This is a genomic window from Vibrio sp. PSi01, from assembly GCF_054960695.1.
The window spans coordinates 164,653-182,803 of sequence record NZ_JBHNYN010000007.1 but is presented as its reverse complement, the minus strand read 5'-3'; the positions used below and the strand labels follow the sequence as shown (position 1 = coordinate 182,803).

The window sequence follows — 18,151 nt, the reverse complement described above, 5'->3', positions numbered from 1 at the left end:
TTTTTTCATCTTTCTAAAGATCGGCTTTGTTTCAAAGAGCCGATCTATTTCTAATCACTCATTCTCTAGATCAGTTTTCTAGATTGTGAGCCATCTTGCTCGCGATCTTTCGAAACTGTTCTAATTCATCGTCGGCCATGCCTTTGGTCATTCTCTGCAGCATTTCACGATCAATATTCGCGACCTTATTCATGATCTCTTGACCCTTATCGGTCAGAACCAATAACTGGCTGCGCTTGTCTTCGGGATTAGGCGATTTCTTCACAAGTTCCTGACTGATCAACGCGTTAACGAGCCTAGTGACTTGCGCCTTATCGCGGTTTAGGAAGTGTGCAATATCAATAGAAGTACATGGAGACTTCTTGGTAATGATCTTCATTACACGAATATTCATTGGCGCGATGTCAGAGTCCAAACTCTCAATCTGTTCACTCATTTGACGTTTCAAAGAGTGTACCAAACGAAAGATGGATTCTAGCGATGTGTTATCAGACATAAACGATCCTTAGAAATCTAGTTGACAATGTCAACCACTTTATTTATAGTTGACATTATCAACTTAATTGTTCGTAAATTCAAGACAGGAATATAGATATGACGATTCAAGCAACATTAACGCCAACTCTTCCTGAGCAAAAAGCCACGCCTGTATTGCACAAAGCTTTGGTAATGATGAGTTTAATGCTGACGATTGGCGGCAGTTTAACAGCGGTTATGACTTACATGAATGTCGGGTTTGGTGAGGAATTCATCAGCAATTGGCTATCATCGTTAGCGCTTGCTGTCGTGATTATGATGCCAATCGGCATGGTGATGATGACTTTGGTGACTAAAGTCACTGCTAAGGCGTTGCCCAATTACGGCGAGAAAGCTCGCAACCTAATCGTGGGATTGATTATGGCTTTTATCATGGAGTCCATCATGGCATTTGTAACAGCGGCAAATAATATTGGATTTTCGGATCCATCGGCGTTTACCAGTGGATGGTTTAATGGATTTATTGCTGCGCTTCCTATTGGCCTTACGATCATGGTCGTGATGTCGATGACGGTTAAACCTAAGCTCGAACGATTCATGAAGAGCTAGCCAAAATACTTTTTAAGCATTGTAGGAGATCCACATGACAGCATTCACAGGCAAACACAATAACTACCGTATCACTATCGAAGAAGATCGTGAACTTCAAACCATGCAGTTTGAAATTGAAGACAGAGAAAACATGTTCGCGATTGTTGAGAAGATCAAACAAGACAGCGGCTTAGACGAGCAATCAGCAGCGCGACTAGGAGTGAGCATTCGCTTGCTAGGTCCATTGATGATGCAAGATAGAAAGCACCCTCTGTTTGTTGATTTCATGCCTCATTTCAGAAACTTCATGCAGAATCTGAAGAAGACGTTGAAAGGGCAGTAAAGCCTAATCATCAGTAATACATCGAAAAGCCAGTAATCAAATTACTGGCTTTTTTTGTCTTTAAATCAAAATAGTTTCAGTTGTTTGCGTCTAGAATATGGGGAAATTGATGGCTGAATTTGCGGTGTTGCTTCGTTGTTTAATTGTCTATTCAAGCTTCAAGAAATCCGATATTATACAGGTCATAAAAATAAAGGTGGTATTATATGACAAATGTATTTGAGCAAGCAGCTGAAGAACTGCTGAGTCGCCGCGTCGCGGGAACTAAAGCACCAAGATTGGACGAACAGTACCGTCCGAACAACTTGGAAGATGCCCTGAAGATCCAATCATCAATGATCGATCTCAAGAGCGACAAGGTCGGTGGTTGGAAGTGTTTACTTCCTCTGGCTGAAGACAAGTTTGTTGTTGCACCTATCTTTTCGGGTAGCGTTCAACAAGGCGAAGTTTGCGAACTGTTTGCAGACAACGACGTAGTGCGCGTTGAGCCTGAAATTGCATTTACGCTTGCTAAGAGCCTGCCTGCAAGCCAAGAAGGTTACAGCGAAGAGCAAATCAATGAAGCGATTGGTTCTTGCCATATGGCTCTTGAGTTAATGCAATCTCGCTTTGCTGATGACAGCGGTGCCGAGTTCTATGAAAGACTTGCTGACGGCCTAGTAAACCAAGGCTTGTTCATAGGCCCTGAGATTGATCGCGAAAAAGCGTTCACTTCTGCTGAGATCAGTATTGAAGTAACTCAAGGCGAGCAAGTTCAAGCATTCGACGGTAAGCATCCGAATACACTGCCACCAAGCCCTATCTACTGGCTGATTAACTACATGACTCGTCGTGGTGTTGATTTCCAAGCGGGTGAAGCAATCATCACGGGTTCTTACTGCGGTATCGTGGAGATGGGCTTCGATAAGCCAACGACCTTCCACTACGAAGGCATTGGTGAATACCAAGTGACGTTCCAACAAAAAAACTAAGTAAGAAAAAAGCTAAATGAGCAACAGCACTAAGCAGGCAAAAGCTAGCTTCTGTGTAAAAGCTATTTGTTCTCGAAAAGCTTTCTGTTCTCAAAAGGCTATTTACTGGTGAGTAAATAGCCTTTTCTATTATGTGATGTTCAATAGTGTGCCTATCACTTTGCATTAAATTGGGCGTTTAGACGTCTAGACGTTGACAAGTTCTAAGTGTGACATTAGTCTCTCTTCTCCCTGTTCTATTGCGTTGTCGTTCCATGTCTAATTCGAAAAATTCTAATGCTGTAATTGCACCTTCTGCAGTTGCACTTATCCCTCTGATTGTTTTCCTTTCGCTGTTTATTGGCGTAGGTACGTACTTGTCGTTGCAAGGCGTCGACTTTGCGTTCTATCAGCTTCCAGCTCCGATTGCGGCTTTGCCTGCGGTGATGTTGGCGCTGTTACTAAGCAAAGATAAATTGAACCGTGCTATCGAGCAATTCCTGAGTGGAGTCGGTCACAAAGACATTATTGCAATGTGTATGATCTACCTATTGGCGGGTGCTTTTGCGGCTGTGGCTAAAGCGTCTGGTGGCGTTGACGCGACTGTAAACCTTGGCCTATCTGCTATTCCAACTAGCATGATTCTGCCGGGTATCTTCCTTATTTCTGCTTTCATCGCAACAGCAATGGGCACTTCTATGGGTACCATCGCTGCGGTTGCACCTGTGGCGTTAGGCATTGCAGATTCAGCAGGCATGAGCATTCCACTGACAGCAGGTGTTGTTTTAAGTGGCGCGATGTTTGGTGACAACCTTTCTATCATCTCTGATACCACGATTGCCGCGACACGCTCGCAAGGCTGTGAGATGAGAGATAAGTTTAAAGAAAACATCCGCATTGCACTTCCAGCTGCTCTTATCGCGATTGTTATCTTTGCTTTCAACAGCACTGCAACTCAGGTTCCTGAAACAGGCCCAATCGAGTGGCTTAAAGTTCTGCCGTACATCACTATTTTGATTCTTGCAGTATCGGGCATGAATGTGTTCGTTGTGCTCACAATCGGTATCCTGCTGGCGGGTGGTGTGAGCCTAGGTTCTGTTGAGAACTATGGTTTGACGGATTACGCTCAAGATATCTATGCAGGCTTCGGTAACATGCAGGAAATCTTCCTACTGTCGATGCTGATTGGTGGTTTGAGTGAGCTGATGCGTCGCCAAGGCGGACTTGCGTTCCTGACTAACCTTGTAAGCGGTGTGATTCGTGCGTTTGGTTCTTCACACTCTAAGCAAGCGAATGGTCGTGCGAGTGAGCTAGGTATTGCTGGCTTGGTGTCTATGGTCAACATGTGTACGGCAAACAACACAGTAGCAATCATTGTGTCTGGTAGTGTGGCTCGCCAACTGGCGGAAGAGAACAACGTGTCTCCGCGTCGCTCAGCAAGCTTGTTGGATATCTTCTCTTGTGTGATTCAAGGCGTACTGCCTTATGGTGCGCAGGTGTTGCTATTAGGTTCAGTATTTAACTTGTCTCCCTTGGATATTGTGGCTAACTCTTACTACTGTTTTGCTCTTGCGATCGTGGCTGTGTTTGCCGTGTTTATCAAGCATCCAGCGCGCCAAGTGGCTAACGCTTAGTAGTAATTGACCAAACTCAGTCGTAACTGGCTTTGATAAGAAGGCTCCTTAATAGGAGCCTTTTTTGTGCCTGAAAGAGTTGTTTGGAAGCTAATGTTGATTTGAGCAGAGACAAAACCGCCCATGTGGGCGGTTTCTAAGTTCTATAAGTAGTTTTCAAGTTAACTGTATGTAGTGTGAGTGACAACTAAGCTTGAGACCTTTAGACGAGCTTCGTAGTCACATACTCTTTGTTTCTGACCATCAGCCACATCAGGCCGCCTAGAGTACCGACGGATAATTGAATAAAGCCTAGATTTTCAATCAGGGACTCTGGGCGTATTGAAACCAACACCATGCCAAGTGAACCACAAATCATGCTGAAGAACTGAATCAGTGCAACGGCAGAACCCGTGTCATGATCTTGTTGATTCAACATCAAGTTGGTACCCGGTACTCGCATGATGATCGCCATTAATGTCGCTGGTGCCGCGATGAACATGAAGAACCAAGGGGATAGGTCGCCAATGGTTAGAGTGAAGATTCCCGCAAGCGCTAATAAAGCAAAACATCCTGAGATGACCTTTTGAACCAGCATTCGGTAGGACAACTTCATGTAAATTGTTGGACCAAATGAGGCGCACAATGCATTGAATGCGAACGCGTAACTAAACTGTTGTTCGGTCAATCCAAAGTGATCGATGTAGATATAAGAACCCGCCGCAAGAAAGCCCATCAACGCCATCGGTATGATAGAGAAAATGACCAGCAGCTTGACGAACGAGCGGTTTTTCATGACCACGCCTATTCTTCCCCATGAGCGGAATATGGAACCTTGGTATTTGTTTTCGAGTGTTTCTTGGTAGCAGCAAGCTAATACTGACGCAAATGCACCAAAAATGGCGAGCGTGACAAACATCATTCGCCAAGAAGCAATTTTCAGTAAAAAGGCTCCAAACACAGGCGCAACCATTGGTGCGATGATCACCAGTGACATGATAGTCGCCATGATCTTTTCACGTTCTCGGCCGTCATAAAGATCTTTTACAGTGGCAGTCGCGATAACGGTGATGGCACTGCCCGCAAAGGCTTGGAATACACGAGCACCAATCAACTGTTCGATGCTATTGGTCATCGCGCACAATATGCTCGCGACCATATAGCCCGCTAATCCAATCAATAGGATCGGCTTACGGCCAAATTTTTCGCTGAGCGGCCCCCAGAACAAAAGACCGATGGCGTAAGTAACGAAGTAGCTGCTCAGGGTTAGGTTGACCATGGATCGATCAGTATTAAACACCTCGACCATCTGCGGAAGCGCAGGTAAGTAAAGGTCGATAGTCAATGGAGGGAAAGCACTTATTATGACGAGAAAAAATAGCATACCGGTCTTTCCCAGTACTGGTTGTGGTCTCTTCAAGGTGGCTCTCCGTTGTCCAAGGTAGGTTTCTAATTGATGTGATATTGATATACAGAAGGCTAAGGCACGTCAGACAAGAAGGATAGAGTCGTTCAAGAATATGGTGAAAGTATCGATGAACTTATTTCTATGAGTTCGAATCTACGAAGTCGGTCTGCGAACTGAATTGTATTACAAAACATTATTACTTTTATAGCTAACGAGTTCAATCAGTTAGTAGCAGGGTGGCTTGTGATCGCCAACGACACATTGTAATGATTATCGACTTGGCTTGTTATCTTTCCTTTGGGCGTTTTTCGACTAAACCGTTACGCTCTAAACCACGTCGAACGCTGCTGCAAAGCTTACCAAAGCGGCGCAGTTCCTCGAAGTTGGGGCCTTGGCCAATGGAAATACTGTGCTCCCAATACATTAACTCACTGTCGACCATCTCTAGTAGTTTCTTAGAGCAACCCGAGCAGTTTCCTTTTGGCCCACAGATAAACGTCTCCGATTCGTAAAGTGGGAGTTCGTTTTTAACTTCTTCAATTAAGCTTAGCATTGCCAAATTTAGATTAGGCTTTTTGGTTGCTAGTGGTTTCAAGCTTGGTGCTTGCGCAGTTATCAAAGAAGAAGTTTGTGTGTTGTGGTGCAAATTCAAAGCAGCTGATGACATATCAAAGGCCTCAAGGAGAGAAGACGGTGGGCATGCTACTCTTCACAACAAAGTGAATCTTGATGTAGTGCAATAAGCGTGGAGATATACCCAAAAGAGCTAGGAGCCACAAGCGGTATGACTCATGTTTTAAAGCTCGGTACTAATGAGAGGTTTAAAACTCAGCGTCGAACTGGAACTCCATCCACTCTTTGGTGACTGGGTGGTGTAGCGCAAGCCTTTCTGCGTGTAGGTGCAGTCGGTCAGCTTTATTGCCATATAGGCCATCACCCACGATAGGCATGTTAAGCCCTTCTTGGTGTGAACAGTGAACACGTAATTGGTGTGTGCGGCCAGTTTTCGGGTGCAAATAAACCTTAGTGGTGTCTTGGTTTCGCTCAATCACTTCCCACTTAGTTTCAGCTGGCTTGCCGTGTTCGAAGCATACAATCTGACGAGGACGGTCATACAAGTCACCACGCAATGGCAGTCGAATATAGCCTTCATCTTGGCCTAGCACACCTTCAATCATTGCGACATATCGCTTCTCAACTTCACGAGTAATGAACTGCTTCTGTAAGCTTTTGTTCGCACGTCGTGTTAAAGCAAATATCAGAATGCCAGAGGTCGCCATGTCCAAGCGGTGGATAACAAATGGCCCTTCAACATCGGGATGCATTTCTTGAACGCGTGTGTAGGCGGAATCTTTAATGTTTTTACCCGGTACGGACAGAAAACCTGCTGGTTTGTGTACTACAACGATGTGTTCATCTTGGAACAGGATATCGAGGTCTTTTCCTTCTGCTGGGTTATCTAGCAATGGGTTGGGGTCGACTTCCAGACCTTTCATCATGTGGCCTAAAATCGGTACACATTTGCTTTGGCAAGAGGCGTAGTATTTCTTGTGTTTGCGAATTTCAGATTTCGGTGAACGGCCCCACCAAAACTCAGCCAGTGCCAGCGGTGTATATCCGTTCAAATACGCATATTGCAGAAGTTTTGGCGCCGCGCATTCACCAGAACCGGCTGGTGGAATCTTGTTTGGTGTATTTTCAAAGATCTGGTTAAGGTCTTCGACATTGCCTTCCGCATTTTGGAAAGCGTATTGTGAAAACAACTTGTGTTGGAGCTGATGAGAGATGCGTGCTCTTTGCTCTTTGAGTTCCGCTATTTGAGTCGTAAATACGTCAACTTTACCTTGAAGCTCATTCAGAGTTTGTTCCCAGTTGAGTTTAAGGTACTTCTGCTGATTCTTGTCGGCAACACTGGCTTTGTTTAGTTCGTCATTTAGCTCTTCGAAAGCTTGCTCATCAAGGTTTTCTTTGCCTTTTTCACGTTGTTCTTTACGTATTTTTCGGCCTTCTATAATCAATAGACGCTGGGCTTCAATCTCTTGCTCTGCCTTTGCTTTCTGTTGTGCTAATTGTTCACACAGTTCAACGTAATCAGCGTTTGCTTGCAGCGCTTTAAATTTCGCATTAACAGCCATCATGTCGGCCGTGTCTTGATGGAAAAAACTGTCGCTGCTGAGCATGTCGAAGACTGGCGGTACAAAGTGAGGTAATAAGTTTTGATCAGCGATTTTACCAGAGAAAGCAGAGAAGTAACCCAATTCACCTTCTGGACTTCTTACTAACAACACACCAAACATTTTGCCGCGACCAGCGTCAGAATCCAGTCCGAAGTCATGCTGCCAGTCGGTTTGAGTTTCTAGATATTGTTGAAGCTGATGAGAAGCGATTTCACACAGTGCGTGTGGTTCATAATAGAACGGGAAGGTGAAACGCTCAGGCAACGAATATGACTCGATCGGCTGTTGAAAGCGAGTGAAGCAATGCTCAGGTGTGTGGCTGTTTTCTGAGTCGTGCGTTGGTTTGGATGAGTGCATATTGTCGTCTTACTACTTATATCTTGGTGATAAATGGTTGTGAGTCTACTGTGTATGTTTAAAGGCTTTAAACACAGTACAAGGCGGCGATTCTACTCTTTATCGAAAAGCGCCTCAAATAAGAAATGGTTCTATTACTGGATAGCTAAGCGAGATGGTTAACATTGAACCCATGAGCTATGGCTTGAACTTCATTAATTGATGAGTAACTTCTCGTTTTTAATCATAGAAAACAATTTAACAAACGAAGGGTGGTAGCCTTGCCGCCTTCTTGTTCAACCTAAGGTAACGTTATGATTCCACTCAATACTTCGATTGTATCTGGTGTCGCTATTTCAGAGATCGACGGACAAATGAAAATGCTACTTATGAAGCGTGTGAAGGGCGAGTTTTGGTGCCATGTCGCAGGCTCGATTGAAGCAGGTGAAACAGGCTGGCAGGCTATCGTGCGCGAGTTTGAAGAAGAGACCCAAATTAAAGTGGAAGCCTTGTATAACGCGCAGTTTCTGGAGCAGTTTTACGAGGCTCACGTTAATGTGATTCAGCTCATCCCTGTGTTTGCGGTGCTATGCCCACCCAACCAAGCGATTGAACTGAATGACGAGCATACGGAGTACCGTTGGTGCAATTTAGAAGAGGCAAAAGCGTTAGCGCCATTCCCCAACCAACATGCTGTCTACGATCATATCTGGTCGTATTTTGTCGATAAGCCAGTCAACCCGCTTTACCGAGTGAAATTGAACTAATACTGGTTGTTTAAGATCTAGGACCTACCAAGGTAAGGGGATAAAAAGGCGCTCACTTGTGTTTGGCATAACCCCACATCCACCTTCACGCCGTGCGATTCAAGGATCGCAACACCACGACCATTATTACGAGGGTCTGGGTCTAGCATCGCCACCACTACGTGTTTCACACCGGCTTTAACTAATGTATTGGCGCAAGCGGGAGTTCTGCCGACAAATGAACATGGCTCTAAAGTTACGTAAGCGGTAACGCCTTCCATTGCTCCGTCCGTTTCGCTGTCATAGCCATTCAGTGCTTCAACCTCGGCGTGGTTTCCACCGACTTTTTGCGTATATCCAACAGACACCACTTTATCGTTCCTAACCAAAACACAGCCTACAGGCGGGTTTGGTTGGCAATCAGGTAAGGCTTGGCGCGAAGCTTCGAGTGCTTGCTGCATGTATTGTTGGTTCATGGTCGTTACTCAGTATGACGAGAGAGCGTAGCAGCTAGTCGCCACGCGCGGTTGATGATTTGGTTAGTTACTAACTTACTCAGCTAGCAAGCTAACAAGTGGGGCATGTTCGATCTGATTCGGTTTTTAGTCAATGGTTTTAGCGTTTGAATTCGAAAGTTAGTTCACTGTGACTAGTCGTTAACTTCGACCAATGAGTTAACCAGTTTTTAGATTGTACTCTTTGATCAAAGATATCTCGGTTACGCTTTGGGTTAGGTGTGATTTGCAAATCAAACAAACTCTCTAAACCAAAAGACGAAATACACTCGATGTCTCCAGTTAGGCTCTGTTTTAAGGCGACTGCGGTCTCTTTCTCTGGCCAGTAACTCATCGCATCTAATGAGCTTTGGTAAGGTTCATCCCCATTTCTGGTGTGCATGCAGGCTTGATTGCGAACTTGCCAATTCAGTTCAGGTAACCGTTGCTTAAGCAGAGCCTCGTATCGAAGATCCGATTCGTATGAGGTATCAATGGTATCAAAGTAGATCACATCAATATCATTGAGTGGAGTCGGGGAGGCATGACCATGTAGGTGATCCCAAACGAGGTTTCTCACAAAGCCCGCAGCAACATAGCACTGCGGTAAACCCAGCTGAGCGACACAGTCTAAAATCTGCATTCGTAAGGGATCTTGTTTGATCAACGTGACGATACTGTTGGCTAGCGGGTCAATCATTATGATGTCGGAACATCGGTGATTTGGTAGTGACGTGTCACGTTCTTGGATATGTCACCCCATTGAGAAGCTTTTACTCGCTGTTGGTGCGCTTCAAATGCTTCTCGATTCGTAAACTCTTCATAAACTTCAAAGCGATTAGGTTGAAGGGTACTTTGACTAATTCGAAACACGATACAACCAGGTTCTGCCAACGTGAGTTCTTTGTGTACAACCAAGGCTTGGATGACTATTTCGAGATCGTTGTCTGGCACTAGAATATGCCCTTGTAGAATTGTTTTACTCATTATTACGTCCATTTAATTTTGTCAATTACGGCTTTTTTCTATCAAAAGCTCTATCCGTTGCAAACATAATCCCATTTTGAGTTTGTAACGTATAGGCTAATGTGAATAAAAACGTGTAACCCAAACTTACTGCAGGTTACGCTGTCACTTTAGGCGGTGACGGTAAGAAAATCTTGGGAACTAAATTCGTGTTAGTCCGGTCTACTTAATACGTATCATTGAACTGTATTGATACTGAAATGAATTTGTCATCTGCGAGAACTAACCTTAATTTCGAACAGCAGCTCATTAGATTAAATTGAGTCATGGTTGATATCTAGGTCATACTTTGATGTAAATGGTACTCAGAACTCTATATATTTTGTGATTTGTATCATTGAACTAGGCGTCAAACACCGTTAGATTCGAATAGTTGGTAATAAAAATAGCTCATGAAGAGCAGTTATAGAAAAGGAAATATCTCTTATGAAAAAAATGAGAAGAGCACAGCTTCATCGCGTTCGTATCCAATACTGGAAAGACACGTCAAAAGAAGCATCAAAGAAATAAGCTTTAAATCGTAAAGCTTTAAAAACTTAAAAACTGAAACAAATATAAAACGCAACAAACTGATTTCATTAGCACTCTCAAGGACCTTCATCTGGTCGGCGACTAAAGAAATCATCCCCCAAAGAGCTGACAGGCATCAAAAATGCAATCCAATGTCAGCTCATTAATACCTCTATTCGTTTATCTTCCTCCGTAAAACCTGTTACCCCAAACTAAAACTTGTTTATCTCTTGGTTCTGTCTACCGGGTCGCATCCCTATACTTGTTAAAGCTCTGATAATAAAAGCTCCCGATTTCTCAGAAGCTTTGGTTTGGATATCTTATGTGACTGCCTGATAAAAGTTCGCGCTTGGGATATGACGCTAGCTAGCGTTGGAATAGCGTCTTCAAGCTAACATCGTCGGTTCTATTCAATTTAAGGCTCAGAAGATAGCCACCTACACCAATCAGTACGTAAATACTTAAAGATAAAACAGGTGCTTCTGCAAGCACGCTGAATGGGTTACTTGCTATGAGCACATTCATTGGCAGTGATGCGATGAGAGATAGGAAGTCGTTGATGCCGTAGAAGCCAAATACAGCGACAGAGAGGAACTTAATCGCATAGCTTGAGATAAAAATGACAAGCAATGGAGAGTTTACCAGTTGTGAAATTGCCAGAGTTACTGTTGCCAATGGCAATAAAACCAGTGCAACTAACATCATTCGTCCAAAGAACACAATCCAGTTGCTCATCACATAAAACAGAGATTGCTGCTCAACCAATAGCGCCAGTTGTTGCTCACTTGAGACGTTCAATATCCAGAATAGAAAATCTGCGAACAGCACTAACAATGCACAGATAGCCGGAATAACCACTAAACCGAAGCCTAGCTTCACGCCGTGAGTCATTGCATTGGATACCGGCATACTTCTCCAAAACATTGAACTGCCTTCTTGGCGTTCTTTACGCAGTGTTTTAGGGATATATAGCGTCGACAGGATCAGTGAAATAAGGCCCGCGCCAAAGTAGATCACTGAATTGAGATCTTGTGCGAACTCTCTGTGGATGTCGCTCACGTCACCATTCACTTGCATTTCAAAGAAAAACTCATGTTGCGCTGCGCCATTAAAGAACAGACCAACGAACAGTAAGAAACCACATAACGCGACAAACAGAGGCAATCGAGTGTTAACTTTGTGCTCGATGAGTTCTTTTTCTAGCATGTAAAAACTTGGATGCATTACGCCTTCTCCATCTGTGTTGCAAGGAATAGATCTGCGAGACCAACGTTATAGGTGTTACCCAGTGACTCAACCTGCGCTTTGTATTGACCTTCCAATAACCACTTAGTAGTGCCTAGCCCTGATTGTGAGGTCAGTGGGTTGAATCTCTGAATCTCGCTTGAATAGTTGTTTGCGACTTCAATAATGAAATAATCGTTTTCAATGTCTTCCATGCTTTTCTGCAAAACACAGTGACCTTGTTTCAGAATCAACACATCAGTTAATAGGTGTTCGATCTCTGAAACCTCGTGGCTTGCAATGATCATGGCGCGTTCACCATCATAAAACCACTCTAATAAATGACGATAAAAAGTATCGCGGTACAGCAAATCTAAGCCCAGCGTTGGCTCATCTAAGATCAGCACTTGAGTGTCGGTCGCGATGATGACCGCAAGGTGAAGTTGTACCTTCATTCCCTTAGAAAGCTGCTTAATAGTAGAAGATAGATTTATGTTGGTGCTACTTAATACCTGCTCTGCTTTTTGCCTGTTGAAGCTAGGATGCACACCTTGGGTATATCTAAGAAGTTGTTTCACTGTCATCCATTCTGGCAACACGTTCACATCTGAAATATACGATAAGTGCTGCATGAGCGCTGCGTGCTGGTGGATAGGGTGGTAGCCATTCACCTCTATTTCGCCTTGATAGTTGTGACCACCAAGCAGTGATTTGATCAGAGTCGATTTACCCGCGCCATTGTGGCCCAGCAGACCAAGAACTTGACCTGGCTTTAGCTCAAAGCTGATGTTCTCGACACCCACTTGATTTGAATAGGTTTTGGTTACGTTTTTCACGGAAAGTAAAGTACTCATGACTTGTCCTTTATATGTTGTGCTAGCTGTTTCACGAGTTCTTCGACACTCATATCAATGATGCCTAGCGTCTCAGCGATGGCTGGGATCTGTGTGTTGATGAATGACTGGTGTGCAGACTCTTTCAATTTTTGAAGTGCCCCTTCGGCCACATACATGCCTTTGCCGCGTTTTTTCTCTACCAAGTCTTCATCCACCAGTAACTGATAGCTTTTCATGACAGTAAGGTGGTTGATCTTGAGATCGGCAGCAACCGCACGCACAGAGGGTAATGCTTGTTGCTCTAACCAAACACCTTGAAGAATTTGGTCACTGATCTTTGCGGCAAGTTGCCTAAAGATCGGTTGGTCGTCTTTCCATTCGGTCATAATTAAAACTGCATGGTGATATACATATGTATAACACTAAACTATTTATTAGAATTGGCAAGCTCTTTATTGGTATGAGAGGGAAACGAATAGAAGTGCTAACGGTAAAATACAGAACGCGGGAAAGATGTTGAAGTCGCGGTCATTTCGCTTCGGTTTATCTTTGGATGTTAATTTGGTAGCTGTTGGTGGTTCGATGAAAGGTTATGTAATACTTTTCCTGTGAGCTCTGAAATAGTTATCGTTTTATGACTAATTTCAGTTGCCTTAATTGAGCTCACAGGTGGTTAAGATCGATAAAGCGATCAGTAGATTGTACTTTGAGGTCTGCTGTATAAGTAACCTTGATGCAAGTTGTAGCCAAGTTGACACAAGATGTATTGTTGTCTGCGAGTTTCGACACCTTCGTAAATCATGGTGATGTTTGATAGGCGCCCAATTTCTGAGATGTTGAGCAACACGCCTTGATGGTGATCCCCAGACTCAATGTCTTTGACAAAACAACGGTCCAGTTTCAAGTAGGTTGGGTCAATAGTGCTAATGATTTCGATGTTATTGTTTCCTGTACCAAAATCATCTAATGCGATCGTAATTCCCAACTTTTTGATCTCTTTGATGTTATCTATAACTTCACATCCGTAGCCGATATTGGAGTATTCGGTTATTTCGACAACAAATTCGTTCGCTTCCATCGCCATTAAGTGCTCTTTAATCTTCGTAAAGTTGGCACCGACTAAAGAGCTAGGGCAGACATTAACGCCATAAATTTCGTGGCTATTGTGTAACTTGGCATTTCTGACCGTTTCAATGATCAAAATAGTATGGAAAGTGAGTAAATTGGTACGTCTCATTGTGTCGATGAAGCTTAAGACCCCAACGTTACGGACTCGAGTCAACAGCTCATAATATAAAACGCTGTTGTCTTCAGTGTTAATGATGGGTTCCTCTTCACAGGAGATATGCCTCCAACGAAGCAGGTATACGACGAAGCCAATAATATAAGAGTGATATAGAAGTGCTGCTAGCAGCAGTGATAGTATGATCCACAATGCGACGATGTCATCGCTGTAGAACGTAATGGATGCACCTGTAGGCAAAGAGGCTTGATAAATCGACTGACTATTTCCACCTAGATTCAAAATATAGTAACCATCCTTTTCGATAGTTACTGAATCAATAAGCAGTGGGATTAACGAATTTCTGTAGCGTGCTTCGATAGCGCGCTTAGCAATACGAGCGGTGAGATCAATATTTTGCTCAGGGAGCACGAATCGTGAATAAGCGAAGTCCAAGCTATTGTAAAATTCGTCAATTTTATCGAGCTCCACTCTTTTTGAGCGTGTGGTGGAGATGTAGCATGAGCCGGAGGGGGTCGTCATCACAATCGAATCAAGATTGAGAGAATGTCTCATCGCGTGTACAGAACCATCGCTTCCGCAGCCATAATTCATGATCTCTTCTACTATAAGCTTAGTGTTTTCACTGTATTCGTCTGCAATCTTTGTCGTGTAAAGGATTTGGAAAAGGTAAACAACGAACAAGAAAAATGCAGAAACTGTGAATACAACGACCAGAGCTCTGATGAAATCTCGGTGGTAAGTGTTGAACATCAGCTTTAACATTTTGATGTGGTTTGGCTTAAATTTGTTGATATTGTACTTTGGGGTTATGCGGTCTGCTGAGCTTTTATCGAGATCAATAAAGTAACCCACTTTATAAAGATTAGAGATAAGTTCATTGTCGTTATTCACTTTTGCTTTCTTGCAGAGATTACGATACTTCTTTCTTATTGAAGCGATAATGTTTTTTAATGCGTATAGGCTGAACTCTTCATCAAAATGTGCTTTAAAAGATTCTTCAACATCTCTCGCGGATTGCGGGTTTGATATTGATGAGTTTTCAATTAAGTATTTAAATACGAAACTCTCTTTACTATTTAGACTTTCCTCTGATATCTTATTACTGTTTCTTTTTATATAGATCTTTTCTTCATTATAAATAAGTTGCAAGCTCTCATTATTGTTGTTTATATTGAAAGAACAGTGCATAGCTCAACTCCTAGGCGATCGTTGTTATATTTTCGTGATTGATGTGTAGTGACTGGGATTTTCATTCAACCCAAGAGTCCTTTCTAAATAACATAACTAAAATGTCACCATTCTCTCTCAAGATGTTGATATTAATCGCAGAATTCTGACTTTAATGAAAGGTTATGGAGATGTTCATCCAAAACCTGAATTTATAAATAAAAGCCGATGATTTACAAGGGATAAAGAGGATTTATCCATTTGTTTTAGCATTTATCCATTTCTCGCGTTACATTTTGCCGCTTTCATGTCGATATTTAGGGTTTGCTAATTTAGATGTTGTTTCTATTATCAAGGTTTATTGTTATGTGAGATTTATCAGAAATTTTCAGGATAAAATTAATTTATTAATATTTACATTACTAATTAGGATGTATAAAATTTAAGCTAATACTTTAAACATACTAGTTTTACGGTATTGATTTAAATATAAATATATTTTGTGTGGGTAATTTATAAAAATGGATTTGAAGGGGTTTCATTGGTTGGAGAGTATTGTGCTGATCTTAAGGGTAGATAATTTTAAATTTAACGTAGAATACGTATTGGCTGTATTTTTCTAGCACGTGCATTGCCTTGGATATTTAATAACTTCACCATCGAAGCGGCGGAAATCAACCCTAGAATTAATAAACAGGTGATAATTTACAATAAAGTGAAGCCACGTTGTTTTCTCATTTTCTTTAATTTCTTCTTAATATACAATTATAGGCAAAGGGTAATCTAAAAACTTATATCATTACAGTTAGTAGGTATAATGTTTGAGCTGTTTTCTTATCGTTTTTTTAACTATATTAAACAGTTGCTTATGAAACATTGTAATCTTGTATTTACTTATGCAAGCCTTTGTAAGCGTGACTTATGTGTGTAACAAGTGGTCACTAAGAAAGCGATTTTCTACTTCACTAGATGGTATAGGCTTGCTAAACAAGAATCCTTGCAAGTACTGATAACCACACTCTACTAAGAAAGCCTTCTGTGTTTCTGTCTCGACTCCTTCTGCAATCACTTTGAGCCCTAACTTTTCACATATAGCATAGGTCGCTTGAACAATAGCCTTACTCCCTTTGTGTGACCCGTGGACAAAGCTTTTGTCGAGTTTAACGGTACTAATGGGTAAGTCATGGAGCATTGAGAGCGATGAGTATCCGGTGCCAAAGTCGTCTAGATGAAGTTCTACTCCTAGCTTAGAAATGTCGCTTAATGCTTGTCTAACTTCACCATGTTTAAAAATCATTGACGATTCAGTGATCTCAAGTGCGATATTCTGAGGTTGTATGTTGTAGAAGTTGAGCATCGCAGATAGTTGTTGGGCGAAACTTGCGTGCATCTGGATACTAGAGATATTGATGCTCATCATTAACTGATTATCAAACTCTCTATGCCACATCGAAAGCTGTTTTAGCGCAGAATTAAGAACCCACCTCCCAAGCGGTACAATTTGCCCAGTTTCTTCCGCTAAGGTAATGAATTCATCAGGGCCAATGTCACCTAAGTCTTTGTCAGACCATCGGAGTAGAGCTTCAAACCCTTTCACTTTATTACTGTTAGTGTTCATGATGGCTTGGTAGTGCAAGTTGAGCTCATCATTTTCTAAGGCTTGGGCCAAGCGATGACGGATTTCAGCTTTGCGGTGAAGAGTTTGTGCTAAGTCGGGAGTGAATGTCTGAAAGCGATTTCGACCATTCGCTTTGGCTATGTGCATCGCCATTCCCGCTTGCTTCAACAGTGATTCTTGATCAACGGCGTTATCTGGAAAATGTGCGGTACCAATACTGCATCCTACTGACAGCGTTCCAATACCACTGATATGAAAGCTCCGGTTTAATGCATCAATAATGCGAGAACAGAGTAGTGGGATATTATGATTACGGCAGTTATGAGCGATTACAATGAATTCATCGCCTCCAAATCGGCCGATCATGCAGGTTTCATCTACCAGTTGTTTAAGACGCTCACCAACTTGTTTGAGCAATTGGTCACCGGCACTGTGTCCATACGTATCATTGACTAATTTGAAGCCATCAAGATCGACGAACATTAGTTCAAATGGCGCACGGTAGGCGATGCTGGTTTCCAATAAATTAGTAATGCCCCGCCGATTATACAGTTCGGTTAGACAATCGTGTTCAGCGTTGTACTTAGCCTTTATCAGGCGCTCTTTTTGCTTTGTTGTGCATGTCAGGTTTAGCAGTAATTCACTTTTATCGAATAGCCATTTGCCTTGAACATCAAAGTGATGAGTCTTTTCATCAATTTTACAACTGACTTCTTCTAAAATCTCTCCCCCCTTACGAGCGTAAAACAACCATTGTGCAGCGATCTCTTCGCTTGAAACGAAATCAGAGAGGGTAGTAAATGGGCTACCATAGTTTTGGTAAAATGCTGAGTTAGCGCTCACTACTTTTCCTGACTTATCAAATAGGAGGGATAGGTTCGCACCGTCAGAGCATGCTAGATCATGTTTGAGGCTGCCTTCTTCAGCTATGACTTGAACTAACATACCGGTACGGTCATCGGGCAGTGGAATCCCAGAAAACAAACATAATGCCCGTTTAGAAATGTATCTAGGTGTGAAATTCCACCATGTCTTGATGCTTTCATTGCGCAGAAATTGCCTTTGGTATTCTTCCAGTGTTGCCTCTATCGCTTTTGACATCTCTACACTAAAATCGCGAGATGTTAGCTCAAATAAAGACTCCGATTCCCACAAAGGGAGGGCACTGGTATTTGCCCAAGTTATTCTTTTATTATCAATGTCATAGATCCAGATTGGACATTTGAGATGTTCGAAAGGTTGATAACTGGTCATCATGTTGAGCTCTACATACTGATTTTTTGGTCGCACGATGCCTACCGAACTCATTCATTCAGTTGGTCGCGTATTCAATTGGATTCTGGCGTTTAATAGCCAATGCGAAACCGTGTGTTAATGAAAGAATCTATG

General features: G+C 42.6%; 17 protein-coding genes. 5 read left to right on the top strand and 12 right to left on the bottom strand.

Features of this window, described 5'->3' with window-relative positions:
- Window positions 1-70 precede the first annotated feature (70 nt).
- Window positions 71-496 carry a MarR family winged helix-turn-helix transcriptional regulator gene (locus ACFI6G_RS12570; protein ID WP_016784163.1) on the bottom strand — a complete coding sequence of 142 codons (426 nt, stop codon included), beginning with the start codon at window positions 494-496 and terminating at the stop codon, window positions 71-73.
- A 98-nt stretch (window positions 497-594) separates the two neighbouring features.
- Between ACFI6G_RS12570 and ACFI6G_RS12565 the strand changes: the two genes are divergently transcribed.
- The 4 genes from ACFI6G_RS12565 to ACFI6G_RS12550 all read left to right on the top strand — a co-directional run bounded on the left by ACFI6G_RS12565 (window position 595) and on the right by ACFI6G_RS12550 (window position 3,995).
- Complete coding sequence (locus ACFI6G_RS12565; RefSeq protein WP_016788874.1) at window positions 595-1,086, top strand: DUF2798 domain-containing protein; 492 nt, start codon at window positions 595-597, stop codon at window positions 1,084-1,086.
- Window positions 1,087-1,120: 34 nt separating this feature from the next.
- Complete coding sequence (locus tag ACFI6G_RS12560) at window positions 1,121-1,411, top strand: DUF3861 domain-containing protein (RefSeq protein WP_462710287.1); 291 nt, start codon at window positions 1,121-1,123, stop codon at window positions 1,409-1,411.
- Window positions 1,412-1,617: 206 nt separating this feature from the next.
- Window positions 1,618-2,382 (top strand): hydratase, encoded by a 765-nt coding sequence (locus ACFI6G_RS12555; RefSeq protein ID WP_016794444.1) that lies wholly within the window; start codon window positions 1,618-1,620, stop codon window positions 2,380-2,382.
- Between the two features lie 254 nt (window positions 2,383-2,636).
- Window positions 2,637-3,995: a Na+/H+ antiporter NhaC family protein gene (locus ACFI6G_RS12550; protein ID WP_462710286.1), complete on the top strand. Its 1,359-nt coding sequence runs from the start codon at window positions 2,637-2,639 to the stop codon at window positions 3,993-3,995.
- 202 nt (window positions 3,996-4,197) lie between these two features.
- On the opposite strand, the gene ACFI6G_RS12545 is transcribed toward ACFI6G_RS12550, so the two are convergent.
- The 3 genes from ACFI6G_RS12545 to ACFI6G_RS12535 form a co-directional block, all read right to left on the bottom strand.
- Complete coding sequence (locus ACFI6G_RS12545) at window positions 4,198-5,394, bottom strand: multidrug effflux MFS transporter (protein WP_457684306.1); 1,197 nt, start codon at window positions 5,392-5,394, stop codon at window positions 4,198-4,200.
- Between the two features lie 274 nt (window positions 5,395-5,668).
- Window positions 5,669-6,049 (bottom strand): hypothetical protein, encoded by a 381-nt coding sequence (locus ACFI6G_RS12540; RefSeq protein ID WP_016769101.1) that lies wholly within the window; start codon window positions 6,047-6,049, stop codon window positions 5,669-5,671.
- Window positions 6,050-6,203: 154 nt separating this feature from the next.
- Complete coding sequence (locus ACFI6G_RS12535) at window positions 6,204-7,916, bottom strand: RluA family pseudouridine synthase (RefSeq protein WP_016769102.1); 1,713 nt, start codon at window positions 7,914-7,916, stop codon at window positions 6,204-6,206.
- Between the two features lie 293 nt (window positions 7,917-8,209).
- Between ACFI6G_RS12535 and ACFI6G_RS12530 the strand changes: the two genes are divergently transcribed.
- Window positions 8,210-8,662 carry an NUDIX hydrolase gene (locus ACFI6G_RS12530; RefSeq protein ID WP_016769103.1) on the top strand — a complete coding sequence of 151 codons (453 nt, stop codon included), beginning with the start codon at window positions 8,210-8,212 and terminating at the stop codon, window positions 8,660-8,662.
- Between the two features lie 17 nt (window positions 8,663-8,679).
- Here ACFI6G_RS12530 and ACFI6G_RS12525 read toward each other — a convergent pair whose 3' ends face one another.
- From ACFI6G_RS12525 to ACFI6G_RS12490, 8 genes are all read right to left on the bottom strand, one after another.
- Window positions 8,680-9,117 (bottom strand): bifunctional diaminohydroxyphosphoribosylaminopyrimidine deaminase/5-amino-6-(5-phosphoribosylamino)uracil reductase RibD, encoded by a 438-nt coding sequence (locus ACFI6G_RS12525; protein ID WP_010428504.1) that lies wholly within the window; start codon window positions 9,115-9,117, stop codon window positions 8,680-8,682.
- Between the two features lie 139 nt (window positions 9,118-9,256).
- Window positions 9,257-9,835 carry a nucleotidyltransferase family protein gene (locus ACFI6G_RS12520; RefSeq protein ID WP_010428507.1) on the bottom strand — a complete coding sequence of 193 codons (579 nt, stop codon included), beginning with the start codon at window positions 9,833-9,835 and terminating at the stop codon, window positions 9,257-9,259.
- Entirely contained in the window at window positions 9,835-10,122 is a 288-nt protein-coding gene (locus tag ACFI6G_RS12515; RefSeq protein WP_010428510.1) for a putative quinol monooxygenase, read from the bottom strand. The genes ACFI6G_RS12520 and ACFI6G_RS12515 overlap by 1 nt, the downstream gene beginning before the upstream one ends.
- A 915-nt stretch (window positions 10,123-11,037) precedes the next feature.
- Window positions 11,038-11,895, bottom strand: a complete 858-nt coding sequence (locus ACFI6G_RS12510; RefSeq protein WP_010428513.1) for a hypothetical protein — start codon at window positions 11,893-11,895, stop codon at window positions 11,038-11,040.
- Complete coding sequence (locus tag ACFI6G_RS12505) at window positions 11,895-12,749, bottom strand: ABC transporter ATP-binding protein (RefSeq protein WP_010428515.1); 855 nt, start codon at window positions 12,747-12,749, stop codon at window positions 11,895-11,897. Before ACFI6G_RS12505 ends, ACFI6G_RS12510 begins: the two co-directional genes overlap by 1 nt.
- Complete coding sequence (locus tag ACFI6G_RS12500; RefSeq protein WP_016769105.1) at window positions 12,746-13,117, bottom strand: GntR family transcriptional regulator; 372 nt, start codon at window positions 13,115-13,117, stop codon at window positions 12,746-12,748. The genes ACFI6G_RS12505 and ACFI6G_RS12500 overlap by 4 nt, the downstream gene beginning before the upstream one ends.
- A gap of 305 nt (window positions 13,118-13,422) precedes the next feature.
- Window positions 13,423-15,165: an EAL domain-containing protein gene (locus ACFI6G_RS12495; protein ID WP_010428524.1), complete on the bottom strand. Its 1,743-nt coding sequence runs from the start codon at window positions 15,163-15,165 to the stop codon at window positions 13,423-13,425.
- Between the two features lie 898 nt (window positions 15,166-16,063).
- Window positions 16,064-18,070 (bottom strand): putative bifunctional diguanylate cyclase/phosphodiesterase, encoded by a 2,007-nt coding sequence (locus ACFI6G_RS12490; RefSeq protein ID WP_010428526.1) that lies wholly within the window; start codon window positions 18,068-18,070, stop codon window positions 16,064-16,066.
- Between the last annotated feature and the right edge of the window lie 81 nt (window positions 18,071-18,151).

What these genes read in the sequence shown, in the direction of transcription:
- ACFI6G_RS12570 (WP_016784163.1), bottom strand. Translation starts at nt 496, where the DNA reads ATGTCTGATAACACATCGCTAGAATCCATCTTTCGTTTGGTACACTCT.
- ACFI6G_RS12565 (WP_016788874.1), top strand. Translation starts at nt 595, where the DNA reads ATGACGATTCAAGCAACATTAACGCCAACTCTTCCTGAGCAAAAAGCC.
- ACFI6G_RS12560 (WP_462710287.1), top strand. Translation starts at nt 1,121, where the DNA reads ATGACAGCATTCACAGGCAAACACAATAACTACCGTATCACTATCGAA.
- ACFI6G_RS12555 (WP_016794444.1), top strand. Translation starts at nt 1,618, where the DNA reads ATGACAAATGTATTTGAGCAAGCAGCTGAAGAACTGCTGAGTCGCCGC.
- ACFI6G_RS12550 (WP_462710286.1), top strand. Translation starts at nt 2,637, where the DNA reads ATGTCTAATTCGAAAAATTCTAATGCTGTAATTGCACCTTCTGCAGTT.
- ACFI6G_RS12540 (WP_016769101.1), bottom strand. Translation starts at nt 6,049, where the DNA reads ATGTCATCAGCTGCTTTGAATTTGCACCACAACACACAAACTTCTTCT.
- ACFI6G_RS12535 (WP_016769102.1), bottom strand. Translation starts at nt 7,916, where the DNA reads ATGCACTCATCCAAACCAACGCACGACTCAGAAAACAGCCACACACCT.
- ACFI6G_RS12530 (WP_016769103.1), top strand. Translation starts at nt 8,210, where the DNA reads ATGATTCCACTCAATACTTCGATTGTATCTGGTGTCGCTATTTCAGAG.
- ACFI6G_RS12525 (WP_010428504.1), bottom strand. Translation starts at nt 9,117, where the DNA reads ATGAACCAACAATACATGCAGCAAGCACTCGAAGCTTCGCGCCAAGCC.
- ACFI6G_RS12520 (WP_010428507.1), bottom strand. Translation starts at nt 9,835, where the DNA reads ATGATTGACCCGCTAGCCAACAGTATCGTCACGTTGATCAAACAAGAT.
- ACFI6G_RS12515 (WP_010428510.1), bottom strand. Translation starts at nt 10,122, where the DNA reads ATGAGTAAAACAATTCTACAAGGGCATATTCTAGTGCCAGACAACGAT.
- ACFI6G_RS12510 (WP_010428513.1), bottom strand. Translation starts at nt 11,895, where the DNA reads ATGCATCCAAGTTTTTACATGCTAGAAAAAGAACTCATCGAGCACAAA.
- ACFI6G_RS12505 (WP_010428515.1), bottom strand. Translation starts at nt 12,749, where the DNA reads ATGAGTACTTTACTTTCCGTGAAAAACGTAACCAAAACCTATTCAAAT.
- ACFI6G_RS12500 (WP_016769105.1), bottom strand. Translation starts at nt 13,117, where the DNA reads ATGACCGAATGGAAAGACGACCAACCGATCTTTAGGCAACTTGCCGCA.
- ACFI6G_RS12495 (WP_010428524.1), bottom strand. Translation starts at nt 15,165, where the DNA reads ATGCACTGTTCTTTCAATATAAACAACAATAATGAGAGCTTGCAACTT.
- ACFI6G_RS12490 (WP_010428526.1), bottom strand. Translation starts at nt 18,070, where the DNA reads ATGAGTTCGGTAGGCATCGTGCGACCAAAAAATCAGTATGTAGAGCTC.